The following is a 25729-nucleotide window of genomic DNA, read 5'->3' as shown; positions in this document are numbered from 1 at the left end:
CACACCAAGGCAGCCTGCCTTGAAATTTCTGGAGATCGAACATGACCACTCAACACCTCAGCGGTAAAGTCGCTCTGATTCAAGGCGGCTCTCGCGGCATCGGTGCCGCCATCGTCAAACGCCTGGCCGCTGAAGGCGCCGCGGTTGCCTTTACCTACGTCAGCTCCGCCGCCAAGGCTGAAGAACTGCAAAACAGCATCACCGCCACCGGCGGCAAAGCCCTGGCGATCAAGGCCGACAGTGCAGACGCCAGCGCCATCCGCCACGCCGTAAGCGCCACTGTCGAAACCTTTGGCCGTCTCGATATCCTGGTCAACAACGCCGGTGTGCTGGCCGTCGCGCCGCTGGAAGACTTCAAACTGGAAGACTTCGACCAGACCCTGGCAATCAACGTGCGCAGCGTGTTCATCGCCAGCCAGGAAGCCGCCAAACACATGGGCGAAGGCTCGCGCATCATCAACATCGGCAGCACCAACGCCGACCGCATGCCCTTCGCCGGTGGTGGCGTGTATGCAATGAGCAAGTCCGCACTGGTCGGTCTGACCAAAGGCCTGGCCCGCGACCTCGGCCCACGCGGCATCACCATCAACAACGTGCAACCTGGCCCGGTCGATACCGACATGAACCCGGCTCATGGCGAGTTCGCCGACAGCCTGATCCCTTTAATGGCGGTCGGTCGTTACGGCAAAGCCGAGGAAATCGCCAGCTTCGTCGCCTACCTCGCAGGCCCGGAAGCCGGTTACATCACCGGTGCCAGCCTGACCATCGACGGTGGTTTCGGCGCCTGATTGTTTCGAGTGATCGAAAAACGCCGCCCCTCTGTTAAAGGAGGGGCGGCGTTTTTATGTCGGCGGTTTGATCAGGCCCAATCCAGCGCCGGCAATCCGCAGGCACTCGGTGTGAAGGCTTTCAACGTGCGAAGAATCCCGTCGGCGTGTGCGTATTTTTCATCGGCCATGGCGGCATCGGGAATGGCGATGGCAGTCATGCCGGCTGCTTTCGCGGCTGTCACGCCGAACGGTGAGTCTTCGAACACCAGGCAATCTTCCGGTGCCACACCCAGGCGGCGAGCGGCGGTGAGGAAAATGTCCGGTGCAGGCTTGGCAGCGCCGACTTCCGGATCGTCGGCGGTGACGATGAAGTCGAACAACGCAAACCAGTCGCGGTGCAACGTGGTTTTCTGACCGAACGACTGGCGCGACGAACTGGTGCCGACGGCAATCGGAATGTTGTGCGCCTTGAGGTGGCGGATCAGTTCCTCGGCACCCGGCATCGCTTGCGCGGTGGGAAAGCGCTCGCGCATCAGCGGCTCGCGAATCACCAGAAACTCTTCGGCGGTGATCGGCAGGTCCAGCGCTTCGACCACGTAGCGCGCCAGATCGCCGGCACCGCGACCGATGATGTTCTGCTTGATGCTCCAGTCGAACGTGCGTCCGTAACGTTCGGCAATCAGCGAGGTGACCTCGGTGTAAATGCCCTCGGTGTCCAGCAGCAAACCGTCCATGTCGAAAATCACGGCCTTGATCGGGCCGAACGCCTTCAGCGGTGCATTCATCATCGGATCCGTTATCAAAGATATCCCGGGCGGCGTGGGTAGCGCCGCTGCTCGGATCTGATTAATGGGTTCAGCAGCATAACGAGCCCAGCCGAGGTTGAGCAACGGGGAATGTCGGTTGTCCGCCGAACGTTGCCAGGCACATTTAGAGAATCGCCCTACAGACATCGCCTACTTGCCCGACTTCTTTCCTGTTTGATCCCCCGCAAAGTTTCGCGCCATTCCCTTGATGCGCGCGAGTGACTGCGAATGCTTCCATCCGATCGACTCCTGACCCTGAACAACAGCATTGGTTTGCTGGTGGTCGCTGCGCTGAACCCTGACCAGCCCGACGTCGAAACGCTGTTTCAGGAGTTCCGCCTCTGCCTCAACAACTATGAAAGCTGGGCCGAGCAGTTCTGGACAGGCGACGCGCTGGATGTCGATCAGGTGTTCGAGGTCGGTAACGATGTGCGGCTCAGTGCACCCGTGGCCAGCCGAAAGCCCATCAGTTCCTCCGTGGCCATGTGTTCCGCCACTGGCTCCATGACGCTGGTGCACATGTTCGAAGCAGCGCGCTTCGTTCCGATCGGCGACACGCCGGTGACCCTGGAACCGGTCATTTCCGATGTCGATGGTGTCCTGAAGTTCGGCGAACCGCTGCATTACACCATCGGTCCCAGTGGCATTCTCAAGGTCGACGATTGCGACCGGGGCCAGCGTTATCGCATCACCTTCTTTCCCGATGTTTCCACCGCGCATATCCAGGCGTTGTATGCCTCGTATCAGGGCCTTATCGATGGCCTGGAAGGCTGGCTGCGCGAGGAATGGAAAGGATTTCAACCGCAGTGGACGGAGTTTTCCAGCGCCGGTTTCACCGAGCGTTACGGTCAGTTGCAGCAGGCCGACTGGCGCGGTTTCGAAACGGCCCTGAATGGTGTCTGGGATGACGTGAAGCAACTGTTTGCCCTGCTCGCCGACTTGCAGGCCAACAGCGAAAAGCTTCTGCAATACCTTTCCGCTGTTGAACTGGATGCCCTGCTCACCGCGTCGTCCGAGGCCATCGCCAATGGTCTGCTGATGCTCAGCGATGAGCCGTTGTTGTTCATTTATCTGGCGGCCTTTACCAGTTGGCTGAAGATGCTGCCGCCGCACTTTCTGGCCGAGGTGGTGGCTGAGGTCAGGGCCGAACTGCTGGTCGGTTTTCTGTTGATGTGTGTGTCGGGTGGCATGGGTGTGCCGCTGCGGTTGAGCACAAAGGTATTGGGCAAGATCAAGTCGCCGCGTGCGCGGGAATGGCTGGCGGCGTCGGCGTTGCGGCTGGCAGAGCTGACCTCGGCGCCCGATCTGACCCGACATGCGAGCGCTTTGAAACCGCTGATGATCAATGCGCGCCCGGCGCCGTTACGCCCGACACCGGCCATTCCGCTGGAAGTCCGCACGGCGGATACGCTGGTGCTGACGGTGCCCAATCCGGCGGCCATTGCCCGTGACAAGTCCCACGCCATGACGCGCATGGAACGGCATGAGCCTCGGGATGATGCTTCGGAGCAGGCTAAAAACCCCAACGGTGACAGTGCCGATTGTGCGCCGCGGACCTGCACCAACGGCTGTCCGGTGTCGATGGTCACCGGCGAAGAATTGCTGACGCTGACAGACGGCGTGCTCGACGGGCTGTTGCCGTTCGAGTTCAGCCGCTTGTATCGCACCAGTGCGGCGGAGATCGATGTCGGGCTGGGGTTTGGCTGGAGTCATTCGCTGGCGCATCGGCTGGAGGTCGATGGTGCTTCGGTGGTCTGGGTTGACCATGAGAACCGGCGCACGCGTTTTCCATTGCCGAGCGTCGAGCGGCCGGCGATTCACAACAGTTTGTCGCGGGCGGCGATTTTTCTCGGGGACGAGCCGGAGGAACTGATCGTCGCGCTGGCGGGGGACGCGGCGCGGTTTTATCACTTTCGGGCTGGACGTCTTACCGCTGTCAGCGATGCCTATGCGAATCGTCTGACGGTGCATCGGGATCATTCCGACCGGATTCAGCGCCTGGATAACGGGGCCGGTCGTTCGCTGCTGCTGCGTTACGAGCGGGCGCATCTGGTCGCCGTCGATTATCAGGTTTTTTGTGAGTCGGCCTGGCGCACCGAGCAGACGCTGGTCAGCTACCGCTTTGATGCCCGTCATCGGTTGATCGACGCGACCAACGCCGTCGGCGAGAGCGAGCGTTACGACTACGACGACCAGCACGTCATTCTGCAACGGCAATTGAGCGGCGGCGCGAGCTTCTTCTGGGAGTGGGAGCGTGCCGGCAAGGCGGCGCGTTGCGTGCGGCACTGGGCGTCGTTTTCGCAGATAGATACGCGTTACGTCTGGGATGACGCCGGCAGCGTCACGGTGCATTACGTCGATGGGACTGAAGAGACCTACGTCCACGACGACACGGCGCGGCTGGTGCGTCAGGTCGCCGCCGACGGTGGCGAGCAGCTCAAGGCCTACGATGCTCAGGGCCGGCTGATCGCCGAGCAGGATGCGCTGGGCGCGGTCACCGAATACCGCTACGACGACGTCGGACGGCTGATCGCGCTGATTCCGCCGGACGATGCGCCAACGTCCTACGAGTACCGCCACGGTTTCCTGCACAGCCGTTCGCGTGGCGATGCGGTGTGGACATACCGGCGCAACGCCCAGGGCGACGTCACCGAAGCGGTCGATCCCGACGGCCATGTCACCCATTACTACTACGACCCGCAGGGGCGGTTGCTGTCGATCCGTTATCCGGATTCGGGTCGGCATGTGTTCGTGTGGAATGACCTTGGGCAACTGGTCGAGGAAAGTCTGCCGGACGGCGGGGTTCGGAAGTTTTCCTACGATGCGCTGGGACGGCGGATTACTGCGCAGGACGAACATGGCGCGATCACCCGCCATGCCTGGGACGCCGTTGGCCGGCTGATCCAGACCACGATGCCGACCGGTGCCACCCGTGCCTGGTCCTACAGCGCCTACGGCCAGGTCACCGCCGAACGCGATGAACTGGGGCGCATCACCCGTTACGAATATGACGACGACCTGCACCTGGTCAGCCGGCGGATCAACCCCGACGGCACGCGGATTCAATACCGCTACGACCATGCGCAGCTGTTGCTCACGGAAATCGAGAACGAGTCGGGCGAAAAGTACCGGCTGGACTACACGCCGACCGGACTGATCCGACAGGAAACCGGCTTCGATGGCCGACGCACCGCCTACGCCTACGACCGCAACGGTCATCTGCTGGAAAAGACCGAGTTCGGCGACGACGGCTCGACGCTGGTCACCACTTACCAACGCGACAGCGCCGGGCGCCTGCTGCTCAAGACCCTGCCGGACGGGGTCGAGGTCAGCTACCGCTATGACCGTTTGGGCCGTTTGGTCGGCGTGGATGACGGCCAGGATCACCCGCTGGCCTTCGAGTACGACCTGCAGGACCGCCTGGTGCGTGAGCATCAGGGCTGGGGCACCTTGCGTTACACCTACGACGCCTGCGGCCAGCTCACTCGCCTGCGTCTGCCGGACAACAGCAAGCTCGATTACCACTACGCCAAGGGCGGCGCGCTGACCGCGATCGACCTCAACGGCGCCTTGCTCACCCGCCACACCTGCCAGAACGGCCGCGAGCAGCAGCGCCAGCAAGGCCTGCTGCTCAGCGAATATTCCTACGACGAACAGGGCCGCTTAAGCGCCCACGCCGTAGGCCATCAACGCAGCGCTCTGTACCGCCGCGATTTTGCCTACAGCGCCAACGGCAACCTCGAACACATCGCCGACACCCGCCACGGCCAGCGCAGCTACCAGTACGACGCCCTCAACCGCTTGATCCGCGTACGTCACACCCGCGACGACCTGCCGGAAAACTTCGCCCACGACCCGGCCGGCAACCTGCTGATGCAGGACCGGCCGGGCCCGGCCAGCATCAAGGGCAACCGCCTGCTGATGCAGGGCGACCGCCACTATGACTACGACGCCTTCGGCAACCTGATCCGCGAACGCCGCGGCCGCGCTCAGCAACTCGTCACTGCATACCGCTACGACAGCCAGCACCGCCTGATCGGCCTGACCCGCCCTGACGGCACCACCGCCACCTACCAATACGACGCCTTCGGCCGGCGCATCCGCAAGACCGTCGACGGCCAGACCACCGAGTTTTTCTGGCAAGGCGAGCACCTGATCGCCGAAAGCAGCCAGGAACAGCACCGCAGCTTCATCTACGAACCCGGCACCTTTCGTCCGCTGGCGATGCTCGACGGCAAAGGCCCGAAACGCGCCTGCCCGTTCTACTACCAGCTCGACCACCTCGGCACCCCGCAGGAGTTGACCGACTACAGCGGCGACATCGTCTGGTCAGCCAAATACAGCGCCTACGGCAAAGTCACCTCGCTGGAACTGGCAACCGAGGACTACCTGGACCAGCCGCTGCGCTTTCAGGGGCAGTACTTCGATGACGAAAGCGGGCTGCATTACAACCGGCATCGGTATTACGACCCGGACGTTGGGCGGTACCTGACGCCGGATCCGGTGAAGCTGGCTGGGGGGCTGAATCAGTATCAGTACGTGCCGAATCCGACGGGGTGGGTGGATCCGTTGGGGTTGAGTAATTGTCCAGGAGGTGACGGCTGTAACAAACCATCAGTTGAACAAGATGATCCGACAAAAATAATTCAAGGCGGCGAACTCACCATTAACGTCCCTACCCCGCAAATACAGCGTAGGTATTTGTACCGTGGGGACCAAAAAGATCCTACAGAAGTTTTTGAAAACGGATTTAAAAGCAAGGGAGACAGCAATGATTTGCTACTTCACTCAATTGATAGTGACTACCCCCCAAGCAATTTCATTAGCACATCGCTATCTAGGGATATGGGCAAAGAATTTGCGACATCCAGCTTCACAACACCTGGATTTATTTACACACTTAAAATGATCCCAGGACATAATCTAAAAAACGAGCTGGGATCGGCTTATAGGTTTGGTAGGGAGCAAGAGGTTGCTATCCCCAAAGAAATCAGAAGGGAAGACATTCTGGGAGCTACTCTTATCATTGATGACGGCAGAGAGTTTGGTTATTCGATTCCCAACCCTTACAGGATGATAGACAAATGATTTCGCGATTTACCATATGCATAGGCGTTCACAATGAAAAAAAACACGCAGAGCTAATCTGTAATAGCGAGGCGAAAACCATAACTTTAAATCTCGAAGATAACGCCTGCAAAACATACGCGGGTAGCGACTTCTACAAATGTTTTGGTTCATTACGACAAGACAACCCAGAAATTACATTTTTCTGCAAAGGATCAAAACTAAACGTCCACACCTCAAGCATGTCATCACAAATGTCACTCGGACTAAAAGCTTATGAACTCACAATCGGGAAAGAGTCCAACCTAGAGGATATTGTGTTTATTTTTGACTACGAAGATCAAAATCTAACCAACGATCCAGAAAAACAACGATCCTTTTACCTGGAATGGATAAAGTCCTAAAAAATCAAATCACTCATCATCATCAAAATCCTCATACTCAAGCTCCTCCTCACCCTCCATAAGCGGAACCGTCGCATCATCCATCAACGACCCCGGATCTTCATTCCCCGGATCGTTGATAAACGGCAACCCGCTCGGACCTTTTTCTTCCTTGCCTTCGGTTTCGGGAGTCATGGCGCACCTCGTGAATATCAGTCGTGTAAACGTTCGAAAAGTATGGTCGCGAATCGTTCCTGCGCATGACGCACAGACAAGAAAAACCCGGCATAACGCCGGGTTTCCGTAGACCGATCACTCAATGATGACGGTTCTTGTGTTTGTACTTGTGCTTGTGGCCTCCCCCAGAGTGAGATCTACCACCATCGTCACCGAGGTTGTTGCCGACCGCGCCACCCGCCGCGCCACCCAATCCTGCGCCGATGGCCGAACCGGTGGAGCCGCCGAGGCTGTTGCCGATCACTGAACCGCCAGCGGCACCGAGGCCGCCGCCAATGGCAGCTTCCGTGCGATTGTGCTTGTTCGCTCCGACGGCACTGCCAGCCGCACCGCCCACGCCGGCACCAACCGCAGCACCCGTGCTGCCACCAAGCTGTCCGCCGACAACATTACCCAGCACACCGCCCAGACCACCACCGACCGCCGCGGAACCATCGCCGGCAGCCATGGCGCCCTGCGCCACAAGCAATCCTAAAACCAATGCAGTTAAAGTCGATCGCATACAGACCTCGCAGGTCCCGGATCGGGACGGTATGCCCGGAGAGGGGCTATATGCAATTGGAGGTGTATTTCGGAAAAACGTTCAGCAACGAAAAGGCCCGGCATAAAGCCGGGCCTTTTCAGACATGCATTCGCGATCAGTGACGCTTGTGGCCCTTGGACAGGTTGCTGCCCACTGCGCCGCCAGCTGCGCCACCCAGGCCGGCGCCGATGGTCGCGCCGTTCTTGCCACCCAGGCTGTTGCCGATGATCGAACCGCCCGCCGCGCCAACACCGCCGCCAATGGCCGCTTTGGTGCGGGCGCCTTTCTTCGCTGCCAAGGCACCGCCGGCCGCACCTGCTACACCGGCACCAATGGCCGCGCCTGTGCTGCCGCCCATTTTCTGGCCGACCACATTACCCAGCGCGCCACCCAGACCGCCACCCAGTGCGGCGGTACCATCACCAGCCATTGCACCTTGAGCAACCAGAAGCCCCAGAACCAGAGCAGGCAGAGTTAAACGCATGTCGAAAACCTCAACAAAAGGAAGAAAAAAGGGCGCAGATTGAATGCTGTTGTCGCGGCAATGTCCAGCACCCCCGCGCACTTGGCGCCGATTGGACAGCAATTTTTAAAAAGGTTTTATGGCAGGCAAAAAAAAGCCCGCTGGGGAGACGGGCTGGAGACTTGCTTTCTAACGGATGGCTTCACCCTACGTAGAAGGGTGTGAAAAGTTTGTGAAAGAAGCCAAATGAATCAGCAATTTCTGTAGGGCATATCTCTCGAATCAGCGATAAAAAACCCCGCTCGATGGCGGGGTACTGTGGCATCCGGATTACTTCCTGGAACGTGCCGTCACCTTGGGCAGAAATTTGGCTTTAGGCCCCTTGGGTGCTGTCGACTTGATCTTGCCGGTCTGCACCGGATCTTCTCCGAAGCCCGCCTGATACTCAGTTTGGCCACAGCGTACGCAATTGTTGAATGGAAACTCAGCCCCGTCGTCTTCGATGTACGGATCAGTCATCTCTTCACCCCTTTCAAAAGCGGGTCGATACCGGCAAGACCCTTTTGCCTGGAAAAATATCGACCTCCAAGGCTTTTGAGACTAGCCGGTCATTCCTGGACTTGTGATTCATACCGTCCGACGCCCGACGAATGGCCTACACAAAAACTCAGCGCGATGATGAACCATTGGTCCCACACAGCTAAAGATTCTCGGCGACTGGCCGTTGCCCTTTTTCCTACGCAATGAATCTCAAGGAGAGAACATGGAAATCAAAGGATTCCCACCGATGCCTGTTGTAAAGCTCACGGACGAGCAGATCGCCGCCGGTAAAGCCGGAGCGGAAAAATTCAAGGAGAAGCTTGCCTCAGGTGAAATCGTCATCAAGCCACTGGACGGACCCAGTCCAGTGCAGCCTGGCAAACCTGGCGTGATCTACCACCCAGACCCGGTCCAGCCTGGCGGTACGCCAATGGTTGCAATCGATACGCCCCTGACCTACGACTCGAAAGGCACTGTCGTACTCAAACCACAGGGCTGATTCAAGGCAAGGAGCCCATTGCGTTGAATGGGCTCACAAATCTGTTAACCGCTGCTCAGCGCAGCTTGACCGCCGTGCCCATCGCGAACACCACAACCATGCCGCCCTTCCCCGCAGGCATGCTGATCTCGAAATCCACCCCGACCACCGCATCCGCCTGCAACGCCCGTGCACGCTCCTTGATCTCGTCAGTCGCCTGCATACGCGCCTCCTTCAACGCCCGCTCCAGCGTCTGCGAACGCCCACCGAAAAAGTCCCGCATCCCGGCGAACATATCGCGAATCACATTCACGCCCTGCACCGACTCGGCACTGACGATGTCCAGATAGGCCGTAATCTGCCGGCCTTCGATGGAGTGGGTGGTGGAAATGATCATTGAGGTCGCCCTTTTACATGCCGGATAAAACCGCGATTGTACTGCCCCGGCAAAATGAAGCCGACCCCATCTCTGTGACCAAAAAATCCGGACACCAGAATGCACAAAACCCCTGATTTCTTTCGAAACCAGGGGTTTTGTTTACATCGAATTTGGCGGTGAAGGAGAGATTCGAACTCTCGATACAGTTTCCTGTATACACACTTTCCAGGCGTGCTCCTTAAGCCACTCGGACACTTCACCGTATCTCTTCAAACATGTTCTGTCTGTCGAGGCGCGCTAATGTAGTCGAAAGCTTTTCTGATGGCAAACTTTTTTTCAGAATTTTCATGCGGTTAAGAGAAAAAGTCGTTTCCGCCATCGATGGGCCATGGCGATCCGGCCAATCTCGGGTGAGCGCGGCCCTTCTATATAGGCGCGCAGGCGTTTGCCGTGGGGCACGTTGCGGTGTATCAGCCGCTCCAGGGTGACCGGCGGGTCAGTCACAGTGCTTTACCTGACCGGCGACGGTGGGTAACGTCTGCCCATCTTTCTTATAAGGAATTGCGCCATGAGCGACCTGATTGCCTACCACCTCGAAGACGGTATCGCGACCCTGACCCTGAGCAACGGCAAGGTCAACGCCATTTCCCCGGACGTGATCGCAGCCTTCAACGCGGCGCTGGATCAGGCGGTGGCGGATCGCGCAATCGTGATCATTACCGGCCAGCCGGGCATTCTCTCCGGCGGCTACGATTTGAAGGTGATGACCGCCGGCCCTAAAGAAGCCGTGTCGCTGGTAACCGCCGGCTCGACCCTCGCCCGTCGTCTGCTGTCGCACCCGTTCCCGGTGATCGTTGCCTGCCCGGGTCATGCCGTGGCCAAGGGTGCGTTCATTCTGTTGTCCGCCGATTACCGGATCGGTGTCGACGGCCCATTCAGCATTGGTCTGAACGAAGTGCAGATCGGCATGACCATGCACCACGCCGGCATCGAGCTGGCCCGCGATCGCCTGCGTCGCTCAGCCTTCCATCGCTCGGTGATCAACGGCGAGATGTTCGATCCGCAAAGTGCTGTGGATGCTGGTTTCCTCGATAAAGTAGTTTCGGCCGAAGAGCTGCAAGGTGCCGCCCTCGCCGCTGCGCGTCAGTTGAAGAAGATCAACATGACTGCGCACAAGAACACCAAGCTCAAGGTGCGCAAGGCGCTGCTGGAAACACTGGATAACGCGATCATTCAGGATCAGGAACACTTGGGCTGAGCCCCTTCGCTCCTTTCAAAGAAAAGCCCGACCATCGTGTCGGGCTTTTTCTTACGTGCACGGTTTAAAACTCCCCGGCAGCTCTAGGACGCATCTGACCGCTAAATTGGAAACATGCGCTTAAACATCGCCCATCTCCTGACTCTATAGCGGCAATTGCCGAAAACAGTGCACATCCGTACACTGCGCCACCTTTTGTCCCGGTGGGCCTGAAAATGCTGTTTGTGTTTCGTATGTTATTGATGGGTCTGCACTTTATTCTTGCGGGTGTGCTCGGAGTGATTCTCGGACTGTGCCGGCCATTCAATCCGGATAACAGTCGTCTGTGCGCCCGTCTCTATGCCCTGCCGGCCATGTGCATCCTGCGCCTGCGAGTGAAGGCAGACGTCGGACAGCTGATGAACAAGCCCGGCAGTTGCGTGATCATCGCCAACCATCAGTCCAACTATGACCTGTTCGTGTTCGGCAACGTAGTGCCGCGGCGGACCGTGTGCATCGGCAAAAAAAGCCTGAAATGGGTGCCGCTGTTCGGGCAACTGTTCTGGCTGGCCGGCAATGTGTTGATTGATCGCGGTAACGCGCGCAAGGCACGTCAGTCGATGCTGACCACCACCGACACCTTGCAGCATAAAGACACCTCGATCTGGGTATTCCCGGAAGGCACGCGCAACCTGGGCGAAGAACTGCTGCCATTCAAGAAAGGTGCATTCCAGATGGCCATCGCTGCTGGCGTGCCGATCGTCCCGGTGTGTGTCAGCAGCTACATCAAGCACATGCGTCTGAACCGCTGGCGCAGCGGGAAAATTCTCATACGCTCGCTGCCGGCGATTCCTACCGCCGGCCTGACCATGGACGACATGCCCATGCTCATCAGCCAGTGCCGCGAACAGATGCGCGAATGCATCGAAGCGATGGATCGACAACTGCAAGCTGCGTGAAAAAGAAACCCGCCCTGTGCGGGTTTTCTTTTGCCCGGTGAACTGTGCAGATTTCACTGACTCTCAAGCAGCGACACGGCTAAGCTGAAGCCATGCCTCCCCTGCCATCAGCCAAGAAGAAGTGAACCACCACCATGGGTCGAGTTGTTGCTGCTGCGGTTTACAGCGCCGGTAAGAAAGTCACCAATATTTCCCTCGATGAAGGCGCCGCCTGGGCCGCCAAGACCGGGCACTTCGTCTGGATCGGCCTCGAAGAGCCGAACGCCCAGGAGCTGACCAACCTGCAACGCCAGTTCAACCTGCACGAACTGGCCATCGAGGATGCTCTGGAAAAACACAGTCGTCCGAAGCTGGAAACCTTTGGCGACGCCTTGTTTATCGTCACTTACTCACCCGTGCGCCAGCACGGGATTTTGCAGTTCATCGAAACTCATATCTTCGCCGGCAAGGGCTACATCATCACCGCGCGCAATGGTCATTCGGCTTCCTACGCCCATGTCCGTCAACGCTGTGAGGCGCGGCCGCTGCTGCTGGAACACGGGGAAGATTTCGTACTGTATGCGCTGCTGGATTTCGTCATCGAAAACTACCAGCCGGTGGGCGAAGCAATCCACGCCGAGATCGATGAACTGGAACGCAATGTGTTGTGCAGCGCGCTGAATGAGCACGATATCCAGAAACTTCATGGCCTGCGCCGCGACGTACTGCGCTTGCGTCGATACGCAGCACCGATGGTGGAAATCGGCGAGGAATTGCAGAAACTGAGCTTCCCCTTCATCGACAAGAACATGCGCCCTTACTTTCGCGATGTGCAGATCCATGTCACACGGCAAATGGAAGACCTGACCACCCTGGCCGACATTGCGAGCCAGACCATCGAGGTTGGTGTATTGCTGGAAGCGTCACGGCAAAGCGTGGTGCAACGCAAGTTCGCGGCATGGGCGGCGATTCTGGCCTTCCCGACAGCGGTGGCCGGGATCTACGGGATGAATTTTCAGAACATGCCGGAGCTGAGCTGGCACTACGGCTATTTCGCCGTGCTGGGCTTTATCACGGTGGGCTGCGTGAGCCTGTGGGCGAGCTTCAAGAAATCAGGCTGGCTGTAAGAAAAAAAGCCCCCGCGCAGGACACGGGGGCTTTCGGGTTCAAGCAGCGTTTGGCTTGTGCGCCACGAAACGCATCATCCATTCCGCCACCGTGGTGCCGTGGTGATCGTTCTCAAGGCTGGCCACGCCCTTGCTGTACACCTGCTCGCCCAGCGCTTCCTGACGCAGATCCAGCAGCGCCCGCGAATAGTCGTGGATGAACTCCGGATGCCCCTGGAAGCACAGTACCTGATCGTTGATGTGGTACGCGGCGAACGGGCAGAAATCGCTGGAAGCAATCACCGTGGCGTTCTCCGGCAGTGCCGTGACCTGATCCTGGTGGCTGATCAACAGCGTCAGCTCTTCACGCACCGGGCTCATCCACGGCGCCTTGGCCGCCAGTTTGTAATTGTGAATGCCGACACCCCAGCCTTGCGTGGCGCGCTCGCTCTTGCCGCCCAGCAGCAGCGCCAGCAACTGATGGCCGAAGCACACGCCGAGCAGTTTGTCGCCGCGCTCATAGCGGGTCAGCAAGTATTGCTTGAGGGTTTGGATCCACGGGGCGGTGCCGAACGAGTCAGCCTTGCTGCCGGTGACCAGATACGCATCGAAGGTCAGGTCATCACTCGGATAGTCGCCCTGCATCACGTTGTACACCGTGAACTCGGCGGCGATCGGCTGTTGCGAGAACAGGCGCTGGAACATCTGCCCGTAACCCTGATATTGATCGACCAGTTCCGGACGCAGGATGTCGGTTTCCAGAATGCAGATGCGTAACGACATAAAAAATACCTGACACGTGATGGGAATAATGCACAGCTCAGAGCCTGCCTTGAAACCACCCGGCAAGGCAAGCCCCGAAATGCGTCCCCGCCCCGTTAGAACAACTCGCCCTTCGCAGCTTTTTCCAGCAACAAGGCTGGCGGTGCGAAACGCTCGCCGTACTGCTCCGCCAGGTACTGCGCCCGCGCGACGAAATCCTTCACGCCATATTGATTGATGAACTGCAACGCGCCGCCCGTCCAGGCCGCGAAGCCGATGCCGAAGATCGAACCGACGTTGGCATCCGCCGTCGAAGTCAGCACGCCCTCCTCTACGCAACGCACAGTCTCGATGGCCTGCACGAACAGCAGTCGATCACGCACATCCTTGGGCGAAATCTGCCCGTCGGCTTTCTCGAAACGGGCTTTCAGTTCGGGCCACAGATGTTTCTGCCCACCCGCCGGGTACTCATAAAAACCGCCGCCCGCTGCCTTGCCCGGCCGCTTGTATTCGTTGAGCAGCAAGTCAATCACGGCGAACGCCGGGTGCTCAATCAGCGGTTTCCCTTCTGCTTGCAGGTCTTTGGCCGTTTGCTGACGGATATGGCTCATCAGGCTGAGGGAAACTTCGTCAGAGATCGCCAGCGGCCCGATGGGCATGCCGGCCTTGCGCGCTTCGGTCTCGATCATCGGCGCGCTGACGCCTTCACCGAGCATGGCGATGCCTTCGTTGGTGAAAGTGCCGAACACCCGCGAGGTAAAGAAGCCGCGACTGTCATTGACCACAATCGGCGTTTTCTTGATTTGCAGTACGAAATCGAACCCGCGTGCGAGGGTTTCGTCGCTGGTTTGCGCACCCTTGATGATTTCCACCAGTGGCATTTTTTCCACCGGGCTGAAGAAGTGCAGGCCGATGAACTTGCTCTGATCCGGCACCGCAGCCGCCAGCCCGGTGATGGGCAAGGTCGAAGTATTGGAGGCAATCACCGCGTCGGCGCCAGCCACCTGCTGCGCCGCCGCCGAGACTTTGGCCTTGAGTTGACGATCCTCGAACACCGCCTCGATGATCAGATCGCAACCCGCCAGATCGGCATCGCTTTCGGTCGGGTGGATACGCGCCAGCACCGCTTCACGCTGCTCCGAGGACATTTGCCCGCGAGCAACTTTCTTGTCCAGCAGTGCCGCCGAATGCGCCTTGCCCTTTTGCGCGGCGGCAAGGTTGATGTCCTTGAGCACCACGTCGATCCCGGCCACAGCGCTGACATAGGCGATTCCCGCCCCCATCATCCCGGCGCCGAGCACGCCCACACGCTTCGTCGCATAAGGTGCAAAACCCTGCGGACGCGAACCGCCGGCATTGATTTCATTGAGCTGGAACCAGAACGTGCCGATGAGGTTTTTCGAGATCTGGCCGGTGGTCAACTCAGTGAAGTAACGGGTTTCGATCAGGTGCGCGGTGTCGAAATCCACCTGCGCGCCTTCCACCGCCGCGCACAAAATCTTCTCCGGTGCCGGAAGAGTGCCTTGGGTTTTGGCGCGCAGGATCGACGGCGCAATCGCCAGCATCTGTGCAACCTTCGGGTTTGACGGCGTGCCGCCGGGAATCTGATAACCCTTCACATCCCAACGCTGCACGGCCGCAGGATTGGCCAGAATCCAGGCCCGGGCCTTGGCCAGCAGCTCATCGCGATCCGCTGCCAGCTCATCAATCAGCCCCGCCTGCAACGCCTGCTGCGGACGGACTTTCTTGCCTTCGAGCAGATATGGCAGGGCTTTTTCGATGCCGAGCATACGCACCATGCGCACCACTCCACCACCGCCCGGCAACAGGCCAAGGGTCACTTCCGGCAGGCCGAGTTGCACCGACGCATCGTCCAGCGCCACTCGATGGTGGCAGGCCAGGCAGATTTCCCAGCCGCCACCGAGCGCCGCGCCGTTGATCGCCGCGACCACCGGTTTGCCGAGGGTTTCCAGGGTGCGCAACTGGCTCTTCAGGGTCAGCACCATGTCGTAGAAAGCCTTGGCTTCAGGCTTGCCGACCTTGATCAGTTCATTCAGGTCGCCGCCGGCGAAAAAGGTTTTCTTGGCCGAAGTGATGATCACCCCGGCGATGTCATCTTTTTCCGCCTGCAAACGGGCGACGCTTTCAGCCATGGCCGCGCGGTACACCGCGTTCATGGTGTTGGCGCTCTGGCCTGGCATGTCGATGGTCAAGAGGACGATGCCGTCCTGACCTTTTTCGTAACGAATGGCTTGGGTCATGACAAGGTTCCTTGGGGTCAGAGGCGTTCGATGATGGTCGCGATGCCCATGCCGCCGCCGACGCACAGCGTCGCGAGGCCATAGCGCAGGCGCCGGGCTTCCAGTTCATCGAGCAAGGTGCCAAGAATTGCGCAACCGGTGGCGCCCAGCGGATGGCCCATCGCAATCGAGCCGCCGTTGACGTTGACCTTGTCCGGGTCGACGGCCATGTCCTTGATGAATTTGAGTACCACCGAGGCAAACGCCTCGTTGACCTCGAACAGATCAATGTCTTCGACCCGCAGCCCGGCTTTGGCCAGCGCCTTGCGAGTGGCCGGCGCCGGGCCGGTGAGCATGATGGTCGGGTCGGTGCTGGTGACCGCCGTGGCGACAATCCGCGCGCGGGGTTGCAGGCCCAGTGCCCGGCCCTTGGCCTCGGAGCCGATCAACATCAGCGCCGCACCGTCGACGATCCCCGAACTGTTGCCCGGCGTGTGCACATGGTTGATTCGCTCGACATGGCTGTAGACCCGCAGCGCCGTGGCGTCGAAGCCCATCTGGCCGATCATCTCGAAGCTCGGCTTGAGTTTGCCCAGACCTTCGAGGGTCGACTCGGCGCGAATGAACTCATCGTGATCGAGCAGGATGATGCCGTTCTGGTCCTGCACCGGTACCAACGACTTGTTGAACGATCCGTCGGCACGGGCACGGGCGGCTTTCTGTTGCGAGTGCAGCGCGTAGGCATCGACGTCCTGACGACTGAAGCCTTCAAGGGTGGCGATCAGGTCGGCACCGACACCTTGAGGGGTGAAATGGCTGTGCAGGTTGGTCTGCGGATCCAGCGCCCAGGCGCCGCCGTCGCTGCCCATCGGCACGCGGGACATGGATTCGACGCCGCCGACCACCACCAGGTCTTCGAACCCGGAGCGCACTTTCATTGCCCCCAGGTTTACCGCTTCCAGGCCCGAGGCGCAGAACCGGTTGATCTGCACGCCAGCGACACTGACGTCCCAATCGGCCACCTGCACGGCGGTCTTGGCGATGTCCGAACCTTGATCGCCAATCGGCGTGACACAGCCGAGCACCACGTCATCGACCTGGCTGGTGTCCAGCGCCGTGCGCGCCTGCAACGCGGTCAGCAGCCCGGCCACCAGGTTCACCGGTTTGACGCTGTGCAGCGAACCGTCGGTCTTGCCCCTGCCACGGGGCGTGCGTAACGCGTCGAAAATCAAAGCTTGGGTCATGACGTTCTCGAACCTGTGCGGTGAGTGAAATTCGTGCCTCCACTCTTGGCCGGGGGGCTTTCGGAATCAATGACCACAGCGCTCAATGACGTTGACGCGCACGCTCAGACGGACGGTCATTCCCGGCCAGGTTAACCGGTTCAGGTCGCCAAGCTGTCTAGCAAAAGGGCGGCAAAGGAGCTGGCAATGGGCCTCATGCCTTTTTAATCGCGTTCAGCAGCAAATACATATGAAATGGATCTAAGCCAAGCGTGACGCGGGCCCTAAGGTGAACATGTACGTCGTTGTCGTCGGGTTTTGCCGAGGCAGGCGTTCTTCAACAGGAAGTGCAGCGCTTGCCATCATGGACATGCAGGCAGGCATCAGGAAATAACAATAAAGGCGGTCAAGCCATGTTCAAACAACCGAAAGTTCGTCAAGCAGGGCTCATTCTTTTCGCCACGACGCTGCTGTTGATATTGCCGAATCTGACCAAGGTCATCGGCTGATTCAAGCGGCAGGTATTGCGTATCGCCACTGAAAATGTGACTGGCCCGCTACCCGGGCCAGCGTGGCTGTGCCAACCTTTACGCACTTCCACGACATGGACGGCGATCAATTGAAAACGCTCATTCTCTTTGGGGCCATGCTGCTGAGCCTGCCCCTGTCTGCCGCACAGCTGAATCTGGAGCTGGGCGCGAACAGCCGCACCTGGCAGACCGAGGAATTGCTCAAGCATCCTCAGGTACAAACCCTCACGATCAAGAATGATGTGTCCTACAAGAAGGACATGACCTATCGCGCCATACCCGTGGCCGCATTGCTGACCGGGATCAAACCGCAAGATCACCTGCAGGCGGTGGCACTGGACGGTTTCGCCGCCGAGCTGGCCGCTGCACCGCTGCTCAACACCAAAGGTTCCCGCGCCTGGCTGGCCATCGAAGACCCGGCCCACCCATGGCCGCTGCTGTCGGAAGGCAAGCACAGCGCCGGCCCGTTCTATCTGGTGTGGACCGATCCCCAGGCCGGCAAAATCAGCCCGGAACAATGGCCGTTCGAAGTCGCCAGCATCAAGCGTATGGCGCCGGTGGCCGAGCGCTTCCCTGCCCTGCTGCCGGATCCTGCGTTGAAGGCCGACGACCCGGTGAATCAGGGGTTTGCGCTATTCCAGAAGAACTGCCTGGCCTGCCATCGCCTGAATGGCGCGGGCGATGCGCAGTTCGGGCCTGACCTGAATATTCCCTACAACCCGACCGAGTATTTCGGCGCGGACTTCCTCAAGCGCTACATCCGCGATCCGCAGAGTTTGCGTCAGTGGCCGCAGGCGAAAATGCCGGGGTTTTCCGCCGAGGTGTTGCCGGATGCGGATCTGCAGAAACTGATCGGGTATTTGCAGCACATGGCCGGGCGCAAGGTTGCGCCCGCCCAGTAAGCCAGCTACGCCGTTTACTGCTGCTGCACCGAAATGATTGGCGCGGGTGTCGGCGACACCAGCACTTTCGCGTGCATCTGCTCTGACCCGCCGCCACGGCGCATGCCCCGCACCGGGCAGGCGTCGAGGTAATCCAGCCCCACCGCCAGTTTCAGGTGTCGCTCCGGCCGCGCCAGTTCATTGGTCACGTCAAAGCTGTACCAGGCGTCATCGATCCAGGCTTCGGCCCAGGCGTGACTGGCCAGATGCTCGCAATCCTCGCTGTACAGATAACCCGACACATAACGTGACGGCACGCCCAGGCTGCGCGCGCAAGCCAGAAACGCGTGGGCATGATCCTGGCAAACACCCGCCCGGCCGGCAAACGCCTCGGCGGCGCTGGTGTCGACTTCGGTAGAGCCGGGCTTGTAAGTCATGTGCTGGTTCAAACCGTGCATCAGGTCAATCAATGCGTTGCGGTCGCGTCGTTGCTTGCAGGATTTTTCGGCGAACGCCCGCAGTGCCTCGTCAGCCTCGGTCAGCCGGGTAAAACGCAGGAACGGCAATGCCGACTGGCTCTCATGCTCCGCCTCGCGCAACTCGTCGATATCGACCTGACCACGGGCGCCGATGATGATCGCTTCATGGGGCTCGTCCATGGTCAGCACATGCAGGATGTTGCCGAACGGATCGAGCTGGGCGCGTACCGGGCGCGGCAGGTCGAGCTGCCAGCTCAGCACATGCTGACGCTCGCTGTCGTGAGGTGTCAGGCGCAGGTACTGGATGCTCGCCCGCACCTGATCTTCGTAGTGATAGGTGGTCTCGTGGCTGATGGAAAGTCTCATGCGGCCTCCAGGTAGGAACTGTGAATGGCGTTGCCCAACTGGCGCACCAGCGGGATGAACTCGGTAAGCCAGGCGTGAAGCCCTTCCTCGAGGATTTCGTGGATACCGGTGTAGCGCAGGCGTGCGTCCATTTCCGCCGCCAGCCGTTGCGCAGGACGACCGTTGGCCCCCGGCAGTTGCGCGAGAATCTGGTCGATCTCTTCCGTGCAGGCCCGCAGCGAACGCGGCACGTCGGCGCGCAACAACAGCAGCTCGGCCACATGCCGGGCGCCGGGTGCGTCGCGGTAGATCTCGGTGTAAGCCTCGAACGATGACAAGGCTCGCAACAAGGCGCTCCACTGGTAATAGGCATGGGCGGTGCCGTCGCTGACAGCTTCCGCCTGATCGCCAGCCATTTCGTAACGGGCGTCCAGCAGGCGCAAGGTGTTGTCCGCCCGCTCGATGAAGGTGCCCAAGCGAATGAAACGAAACGCGTCATTGCGCATGATGGTGCCGTAGGACGCGCCCCGAAACAGGTGCGAACGCTCCTTGATCCACTCGCAGAAACGACTCATGCCATAACGGCTGAGGCCCTGATTGGCGATCCCGCGAATCTCCAGCCAGGTGGCGTTGATGTTCTCCCACATGTCGGCGGTGATTCGCCCGCGCACCGCGTGGGCGCTGGCTCGCGCCGCGCCGAGACAGCTGTAGATGCTCGCCGGATTAGCCGCGTCGAGGGCGAAGAAGTGCAGCAATCGCTCGGCATGCAATTCGCCGTGGCGTTCCAGGTAATCGTCCAGCGTGCCGGTGATCAGCAACGGCATCGCCAGTTCGTGCAGACCGTCGCCACGGCCGTCCTGCGGCATCAGCGACAGCGAATAGCTGACATCGAGCATCCGTGCGAGGTTTTCCGCCCGCTCCAGGTAACGCGACATCCAGTACAGATCCGAGGCAGTTCTACTTAACATGGCAGGCTTCCTTCAATCCTCGACCACCCAGGTGTCCTTGGTTCCGCCGCCCTGGGATGAATTCACCACCAGAGAGCCTTCACGCAGGGCGACACGGGTCAAACCGCCGGGTACGACCCGGGTTTCACGACCGGACAATACGAACGGGCGCAGGTCGATGTGGCGCGGCGCAATGCCGTTTTCGACAAAAGTCGGACAGGTCGACAGCGACAGCGTCGGTTGCGCGATGTACGCGTGGGGCTTGGCCTTGATCCGCTCGCGGAACGCATCGATTTCCGCAGTCGTCGCCGCCGGCCCCACGAGCATTCCGTAACCGCCGGAACCCTGGGTTTCCTTGACCACCAGATCCGGAAGATTGGCCAGCACATGGGAAAGTTCAGACGGGTTGCGGCATTGCCAGGTCGGCACGTTCTTCAGGATCGGCTCTTCGCCGAGGTAGAAACGGATCATCTCGGTGACGAACGGGTACACCGATTTGTCGTCCGCCACGCCGGTGCCGATGGCATTGGCCAGCACTACATTGCCGGAGCGATATGATGACAGCAGCCCTGGTACGCCGAGCATCGAATCCGGGCGGAAGGCCAGCGGGTCGAGGAACGCGTCGTCGAGCCGGCGGTAGATCACGTCCACCGCTTTCGGGCCGTCGGTGGTGCGCATGAAGACCTTGTCGTCGCGCACGAACAGATCGGCGCCTTCGACCAGTTCCACGCCCATTTCCCGGGCCAGGAACGCATGCTCGAAAAACGCACTGTTGAAGCGGCCCGGCGTCAGCACCACGACGCTCGGGTCGTCGATCGGGCTTGAGCTTTTCAGGGTGTCGAGCAGCAGGTTCGGGTAATGGTCGATCGGGGCGATGCGCTGGGCCGCGAACAGTTCAGGGAACAGGCGCATCATCATCTTGCGGTCTTCGAGCATGTAGCTCACGCCGCTGGGCGTACGCAGGTTGTCCTCGAGTACGTAATAGGTGCCGTCGCCGTCGCGCACCAGATCGACGCCGGAGATGTGCGAATAGATATCGCGGTGCAGATCCAGCCCCTGCATCGCCAACTGATATTGCTCGTTGGCCAGCACCTGCTCGGCGGGAATGATCCCGGCCTTGATGATGCGTTGCTCGTGGTAAAGGTCGGCGAGGAACATGTTCAACGCCTTGACCCGCTGAATACAGCCGCGCTCGACGATCCGCCATTCACTGGCCGGAATGCTGCGCGGAATGGTGTCGAAGGGAATCAGACGCTCTGTCCCTTGCTCGTCCCCGTAGAGCGTGAACGTGATACCGGCACGATGGAACAGCAGATCGGCCTCGCGTCGCCGCTGGGCCAGCAGCTCGTCAGGTGTCTCGGCCAGCCAGCGGGCAAACTCCCGGTAATGCGGGCGGATCTGGCCGCCGGCATCGTACATTTCATCAAAATAGGTGCGGATCATGCCGTACTCCTTGTCACCCCGGACATACAGGCCTTCGCAAGGCCCGTGCCATCGGCATAAACGCTTTGATTTCAATCGGTTGGATATTCACGCCACACGCACCGCACCATTCCTGTGCGGCAAATGCCCCAACCTGATCGCCCCCGCTTCATTGCGACGCAGTCCCGTCGCCTATCACCAGCATAGTCAGAGTTGATTTCACTGCCCGGCGCCGGCTGCGGATAATCCGCGCATCCGCTGCAAAAACGTCGCTGACGAAGTACGCAGCCTCACTGATCCGGCTTGCCTCGGCAGCCCTCCCGACCGTAACCCTGACCGGTTCCCTCTCCTTCCGGTCTTCCCTTTCAGCCACCCCCTCAGGTGGCTTTTTTTTGCGCCGGATTCTTGTTTCAGGGTTTTGCCATGGAGCGTTCAGGAGACAGAAACGACAACGGCCGACCCGAAGGTCAGCCGTTGCTCGACGTGTTGCGAGAGTGATCAGTTCAAACGGTGCCGGTTGCGGATCTCCTGTTTCACGCCCCAGCCTTCGATAATACCGCCCAAGGGCTCGACCACTGCCGAAAAGCCCTGCTCGAAATCGCCAATGTCGTCGTAGGTTGCGTACATCACCTTGCTCAATTCCAGGGACCACGCGCCGTCGTCGCGCGCACTGACCTGGGCATTGATGGATTCACCGCGAAACTTGCCTGCCGCCCTGCGCGCCCGCTCCTCGTCCGGGAAAATGGCGTAGAACTCGATGGGATGGAATCGGGAAAAATCGAAACCGCCTTCTTTCATGCGGCGCAGAACATTGCTGCTGATGTCTTCTTGATAGGCTGTGCTCATGAATCGTCCCCCTCGCATAGATGGATAGACTTTCCGTATTCCCGCCCCGGGCCTTTGGCCTAAGTACTTCGGCAACGTGGTTGCACGCGGGAAACAAGCATGTAGCTGACAAGACCAGACCTTAGCGATCCTTTCGCTGATCTCGCTTGCAGAGTAGCCCCAAGATAGAGCCGCTGCCAAGGCCTGGTGCGTTACAGACAAGAAGATTTTCAGATGGGAGTGATGCTGCGGATTTCTATGCTGTTCTGGGTTTTCAGGCTTTTGGCGCCTGCATCGGAGGTTCGCCCTTCCAGATCGTTCAGATCCAGTGCGGCCGCGACAGGGAGGAGTCGTTCCTTGATCAAACGGGCAGCCTCATCATCGCTGGGGCATTCCGCACGCTCGAAGACTTCATCGACAATTTCACCGTGATCATCCACGAAAGTGACTTTCCACTTTTGCATTGGAGCCTCCTCGAACAAACCCGCAAATGGGCTTACATCTATCTCGACTTTTGTCAGGAATGATCGTTCAAAAGGTTTACATCCGCCGAACATGAAAAAAAAGTTATCCCATGTGGGAGCGGGCTTGCTCGCGAAAGCGGACGACCAGTCAACTCTGCGTTGAATGATAAGACGCCTTCGCGAGCAAGCCCGCTCCCACAGGGGGTTTACAGTGCTTTTAGTCGTTGCTTGGCTTGTTTACCGCTTGCAGCACGTATTGCGGCAAGGCGAAGGCGCCGATGTGGATTTCCGGGTTGTAGTAACGGGTGACGATGCCGCTGCCGATGAAGCGCTGTTGCAGAACTTCGCGGCTCAGCTTGCGGTAGGCCGGGTTGGTCGAGCCCCAGGCGAAGGTCATCGAGCCGCCGATGTAGGTCGGCACGGCCGCCTGATAGAAGTGCCAGTCCGGGAACAGACTGCGCAGGCGACCGGCGGTGGTCTTCACTTCGTCGATCTGCATGAACGGCGTGCCGTTCTGGGTCACGAGGATGCCGCCCTCGTTAAGGCAGCGGTGGCACGCCTGGTAGAAGTTTTCCGAAAACAGTACTTCACCCGGGCCGATCGGGTCGGTGGAGTCGGAAATGATCACGTCGAACTTTTCAGTGGTGGTCGCGACGAAACGCATGCCGTCGTCGATCACCAGGTTCAGGCGTGGGTCGTCGTACGCGCCTTTGGAGTGGTTCGGCAGGAATTCCTTGCACATATCGACCACGGTGCCGTCGATCTCGACCATGGTGATGTGCTCGACGCTGGCGTGCTTGGTCACTTCGCGCAGCATGCCGCCGTCGCCACCGCCGATGATCAGCACGCGCTTGGCGGTGCCGTGGGCGAGGATCGGCACGTGCGTGAGCATTTCGTGATAGATGAACTCATCGGCCTCGGTGGTCTGAATCACGCCGTCCAGCGCCATCACCCGGCCCATGCGCGGGTTCTGGAAGATCACCAGGTGCTGGTGCTCGGTGCGCACTTCGTGCAGCAGTTTTTCCATGCGAAAACGCTGGCCGTAGCCTTCGTAGAGGGTTTCCAGGTATTCGCTGGTCTTGGTGACGGTCATGGTGAAGTGCTCCGATGAATGCGCGGGCGCCAATCGTCAGGTTCGATTGCCCGGGAAAGGCGCGCATTCTACGTTGCCGAAGATGACAGGTCGAACCTCAGTTCATCGGCCCCGCGCAATCCTTGGTGCGAACGGTCAGATCCGCACATTGCCCCGCGGCCCGGCAATCGCCCAGATGATCAGGCCCAGCACCGGCAGGAGGATGATCAACAGCACCCAGAGGATTTTCATCCCGGTCTCGGCGCCGCTCTTCAGCACGTTGATGATCGCCCAGATATCGAGGGCAAGAATGATCAGGCCGATCAGGCCGTTGAACGTGGAACCCATGGTGTCGCTCCAGAATAGTGGCATGCACTTTTAGGATAGACGGTCGCGCGCAGGGTTCCCTTTTATTGCGTTCAGACGTGCACGGCGACCTTCAGGGCTTCCAGCGACGGCGCAGCGGCGATGCCGACTTCGGCACACAGTTCCAGCACTCGCGGCACATCGTTGCCGTAGACCAGCACCACTTGCAGCTCGTCGTCGAGCAACTGGCTGAAGTTCATCAGCGTGTAGCCGCCGTTTTCCTTGTTCAGGCTGCTCATCTGCACCTGGATGCGGTTGAGCGCGGTCAGCGCTTCGGTCTTGGCCAGTTGCTTGGGCTTGAGGTTGAACTCGACGCCCGGGCCGAACGAAGCAACGATCTGCGCGAACAGATCAACATAGGTGTCGGCCTGGAACAGCACGGTCTCCGGCAGACTGCCGACCACCACCCACTCACCCAGCGGAATCGGGAAAGTGTCGTCGTAGTTGATGTCCGGGTTGGCGGTCAGAAAAGCGTCTGCATCGGCGTAGGCCTGTGCCGCTTCATCCGCGACTTTCAGAATCTCGTCTTCGCCCATGCAGCCGGAGCTGATTTTGCTGATGAGTTCGGCGAGTGCGGCTTTCATGGGGCGGATCCTGTGGCGAAGGGAATTTTGAGGGCGCGAAGGATAGCGCATTCTCGCCTTCGCCACAGAGCAGGTTCCGGCCAGCGGCTTCAGCCCAGCAGTTTTTCCAGCTGCGCGGTGGTGTCCACGGCGCCCATGGTCCGGGCGGCGTCCAGGGCGGTGACGCCATTGGCATCCGTGGCTTTCGGATCGGCGCCCTGGTCGATCAAGTAGTCGACGATTTCAACCCGGTTGAACATCGCCGCCATCATCAGCGCCGTGCGGCCATCGAAGGATGCGCCTTCAATCTGCGCCCCGCCCTCGACCAGAGCCTTGACCACGGCCAGATCCCCCTTGAACGCCGCGCCGGCAATCGGGCTCTGGCCGTTGCCATTGCGTTGCTCCGGGTCGGCCTTGTGCTTGAGCAGCACTTGCACCGCGTCCACATGGCCGTAGTAACTGGCGAGCATCAGCAAGGTGTCGCCCTTGCTGTTGGTCAGGTTCACCGGCAGACCGGCAGTAATCAGGCGATCCAGCATCACCGCATCGCCCTCGCGCGCCTTGTTGAATACCTGCTCGGTGAATTCGGCAGCTTCTTCGGGGGTCATCTGGCGGCTTTGGTCGGACATGGGGCAACTCCACTTTCGGTCAATCGGAAAGCCGATAGTTTCCCGAGCGCGGCG

Annotated in this window: 25 protein-coding genes and 1 tRNA gene; 7 read left to right on the top strand and 19 right to left on the bottom strand. The window is 59.8% G+C overall.

Going from position 1 to position 25729, the window contains the following annotated elements; translation table 11 throughout:
• Positions 1-41: 41 nt before the first annotated feature.
• Positions 42-788 carry a 3-oxoacyl-ACP reductase family protein gene (locus C6Y56_RS08910; protein WP_169429545.1) on the top strand — a complete coding sequence of 249 codons (747 nt, stop codon included), beginning with the start codon at positions 42-44 and terminating at the stop codon, positions 786-788.
• 71 nt (positions 789-859) lie between these two features.
• Here the strand turns inward: C6Y56_RS08910 and C6Y56_RS08905 are convergent, their stop codons facing one another.
• Positions 860-1555 carry an HAD-IA family hydrolase gene (locus C6Y56_RS08905; protein ID WP_007960113.1) on the bottom strand — a complete coding sequence of 232 codons (696 nt, stop codon included), beginning with the start codon at positions 1553-1555 and terminating at the stop codon, positions 860-862.
• Between the two features lie 249 nt (positions 1556-1804).
• Here C6Y56_RS08905 and C6Y56_RS29440 point away from each other — a divergent pair, with 249 nt between their 5' ends.
• A complete protein-coding gene (locus tag C6Y56_RS29440; protein ID WP_169429544.1) occupies positions 1805-6664 on the top strand; it encodes an RHS repeat-associated core domain-containing protein in 4860 nt (1619 codons plus the stop codon).
• Positions 6665-7056: 392 nt separating this feature from the next.
• On the opposite strand, the gene C6Y56_RS08895 is transcribed toward C6Y56_RS29440, so the two are convergent.
• The 4 genes from C6Y56_RS08895 to C6Y56_RS08880 all read right to left on the bottom strand — a co-directional run bounded on the left by C6Y56_RS08895 (position 7057) and on the right by C6Y56_RS08880 (position 8768).
• Positions 7057-7221: a hypothetical protein gene (locus C6Y56_RS08895; RefSeq protein ID WP_169429543.1), complete on the bottom strand. Its 165-nt coding sequence runs from the start codon at positions 7219-7221 to the stop codon at positions 7057-7059.
• A gap of 121 nt (positions 7222-7342) precedes the next feature.
• On the bottom strand, positions 7343-7765 hold the full coding sequence (locus C6Y56_RS08890) for a YMGG-like glycine zipper-containing protein (protein ID WP_169429542.1): 423 nt from the start codon (positions 7763-7765) through the stop codon (positions 7343-7345).
• Positions 7766-7901: 136 nt separating this feature from the next.
• Entirely contained in the window at positions 7902-8270 is a 369-nt protein-coding gene (locus C6Y56_RS08885) for a bacteriocin (protein ID WP_065258038.1), read from the bottom strand.
• A 309-nt stretch (positions 8271-8579) separates the two neighbouring features.
• The gene (locus C6Y56_RS08880; RefSeq protein ID WP_085690513.1) at positions 8580-8768 is read right to left on the bottom strand and encodes a hypothetical protein; all 189 of its coding nucleotides are present in this window, start codon (positions 8766-8768) and stop codon (positions 8580-8582) included.
• 244 nt (positions 8769-9012) lie between these two features.
• Here C6Y56_RS08880 and C6Y56_RS08875 point away from each other — a divergent pair, with 244 nt between their 5' ends.
• Complete coding sequence (locus C6Y56_RS08875; protein ID WP_169429541.1) at positions 9013-9288, top strand: hypothetical protein; 276 nt, start codon at positions 9013-9015, stop codon at positions 9286-9288.
• Between the two features lie 55 nt (positions 9289-9343).
• Here C6Y56_RS08875 and C6Y56_RS08870 read toward each other — a convergent pair whose 3' ends face one another.
• Together C6Y56_RS08870 and C6Y56_RS08865 are read right to left on the bottom strand one after the other, a co-directional pair.
• Positions 9344-9664: a YbjQ family protein gene (locus tag C6Y56_RS08870; protein WP_169429540.1), complete on the bottom strand. Its 321-nt coding sequence runs from the start codon at positions 9662-9664 to the stop codon at positions 9344-9346.
• Between the two features lie 153 nt (positions 9665-9817).
• Positions 9818-9907: transfer RNA gene (locus C6Y56_RS08865), tRNA-Ser, on the bottom strand.
• A 307-nt stretch (positions 9908-10214) separates the two neighbouring features.
• Between C6Y56_RS08865 and C6Y56_RS08860 the strand changes: the two genes are divergently transcribed.
• The 3 genes from C6Y56_RS08860 to C6Y56_RS08850 all read left to right on the top strand — a co-directional run bounded on the left by C6Y56_RS08860 (position 10215) and on the right by C6Y56_RS08850 (position 12948).
• On the top strand, positions 10215-10904 hold the full coding sequence (locus tag C6Y56_RS08860) for a crotonase/enoyl-CoA hydratase family protein (RefSeq protein ID WP_085732367.1): 690 nt from the start codon (positions 10215-10217) through the stop codon (positions 10902-10904).
• Positions 10905-11119: 215 nt separating this feature from the next.
• Positions 11120-11842, top strand: a complete 723-nt coding sequence (locus C6Y56_RS08855; RefSeq protein ID WP_169429539.1) for a 1-acylglycerol-3-phosphate O-acyltransferase — start codon at positions 11120-11122, stop codon at positions 11840-11842.
• A 134-nt stretch (positions 11843-11976) separates the two neighbouring features.
• Positions 11977-12948: a magnesium and cobalt transport protein CorA gene (locus tag C6Y56_RS08850; protein ID WP_169429538.1), complete on the top strand. Its 972-nt coding sequence runs from the start codon at positions 11977-11979 to the stop codon at positions 12946-12948.
• 39 nt (positions 12949-12987) lie between these two features.
• Here C6Y56_RS08850 and C6Y56_RS08845 read toward each other — a convergent pair whose 3' ends face one another.
• The 3 genes from C6Y56_RS08845 to C6Y56_RS08835 all read right to left on the bottom strand — a co-directional run bounded on the left by C6Y56_RS08845 (position 12988) and on the right by C6Y56_RS08835 (position 17173).
• A complete protein-coding gene (locus C6Y56_RS08845) occupies positions 12988-13710 on the bottom strand; it encodes an amidotransferase (protein WP_169429537.1) in 723 nt (240 codons plus the stop codon).
• 95 nt (positions 13711-13805) lie between these two features.
• Complete coding sequence (locus C6Y56_RS08840) at positions 13806-15950, bottom strand: 3-hydroxyacyl-CoA dehydrogenase NAD-binding domain-containing protein (RefSeq protein WP_169429536.1); 2145 nt, start codon at positions 15948-15950, stop codon at positions 13806-13808.
• A gap of 17 nt (positions 15951-15967) precedes the next feature.
• Positions 15968-17173 (bottom strand): acetyl-CoA C-acetyltransferase, encoded by a 1206-nt coding sequence (locus C6Y56_RS08835; RefSeq protein WP_169429535.1) that lies wholly within the window; start codon positions 17171-17173, stop codon positions 15968-15970.
• 583 nt (positions 17174-17756) lie between these two features.
• Between C6Y56_RS08835 and C6Y56_RS08830 the strand changes: the two genes are divergently transcribed.
• Complete coding sequence (locus tag C6Y56_RS08830) at positions 17757-18584, top strand: c-type cytochrome (protein WP_169432610.1); 828 nt, start codon at positions 17757-17759, stop codon at positions 18582-18584.
• A gap of 14 nt (positions 18585-18598) precedes the next feature.
• Here C6Y56_RS08830 and C6Y56_RS08825 read toward each other — a convergent pair whose 3' ends face one another.
• From C6Y56_RS08825 to C6Y56_RS08785, 9 genes are all read right to left on the bottom strand, one after another.
• Positions 18599-19408: a transglutaminase family protein gene (locus tag C6Y56_RS08825; protein ID WP_085710657.1), complete on the bottom strand. Its 810-nt coding sequence runs from the start codon at positions 19406-19408 to the stop codon at positions 18599-18601.
• Positions 19405-20355, bottom strand: a complete 951-nt coding sequence (locus C6Y56_RS08820; protein WP_096822958.1) for an alpha-E domain-containing protein — start codon at positions 20353-20355, stop codon at positions 19405-19407. The genes C6Y56_RS08825 and C6Y56_RS08820 overlap by 4 nt, the downstream gene beginning before the upstream one ends.
• A gap of 12 nt (positions 20356-20367) precedes the next feature.
• A complete protein-coding gene (locus C6Y56_RS08815) occupies positions 20368-21777 on the bottom strand; it encodes a circularly permuted type 2 ATP-grasp protein (RefSeq protein ID WP_169429534.1) in 1410 nt (469 codons plus the stop codon).
• A 477-nt stretch (positions 21778-22254) separates the two neighbouring features.
• The gene (locus C6Y56_RS08810) at positions 22255-22602 is read right to left on the bottom strand and encodes a ribonuclease E inhibitor RraB (protein WP_169429533.1); all 348 of its coding nucleotides are present in this window, start codon (positions 22600-22602) and stop codon (positions 22255-22257) included.
• 209 nt (positions 22603-22811) lie between these two features.
• A complete protein-coding gene (locus C6Y56_RS08805; RefSeq protein WP_085710655.1) occupies positions 22812-23045 on the bottom strand; it encodes a hypothetical protein in 234 nt (77 codons plus the stop codon).
• Positions 23046-23262: 217 nt separating this feature from the next.
• On the bottom strand, positions 23263-24138 hold the full coding sequence (gene speE, locus C6Y56_RS08800) for a polyamine aminopropyltransferase (protein ID WP_085608797.1): 876 nt from the start codon (positions 24136-24138) through the stop codon (positions 23263-23265).
• Between the two features lie 135 nt (positions 24139-24273).
• A complete protein-coding gene (locus C6Y56_RS08795) occupies positions 24274-24465 on the bottom strand; it encodes a PLDc N-terminal domain-containing protein (RefSeq protein WP_003223221.1) in 192 nt (63 codons plus the stop codon).
• 71 nt (positions 24466-24536) lie between these two features.
• Positions 24537-25067, bottom strand: coding sequence for a hypothetical protein (locus tag C6Y56_RS08790; protein WP_011333215.1), 531 nt, complete (start codon positions 25065-25067; stop codon positions 24537-24539).
• Between the two features lie 89 nt (positions 25068-25156).
• Complete coding sequence (locus C6Y56_RS08785; RefSeq protein ID WP_169429532.1) at positions 25157-25675, bottom strand: ankyrin repeat domain-containing protein; 519 nt, start codon at positions 25673-25675, stop codon at positions 25157-25159.
• Positions 25676-25729: the final 54 nt, after the last annotated feature.

This window comes from Pseudomonas fluorescens, from assembly GCF_012974785.1.
In the GTDB taxonomy this organism is placed as follows: domain Bacteria; phylum Pseudomonadota; class Gammaproteobacteria; order Pseudomonadales; family Pseudomonadaceae; genus Aquipseudomonas; species Aquipseudomonas fluorescens_BT.
The sequence above is the reverse complement of the archived record's forward strand: the minus strand, read 5'-3'. Positions and strand labels throughout refer to the sequence as shown.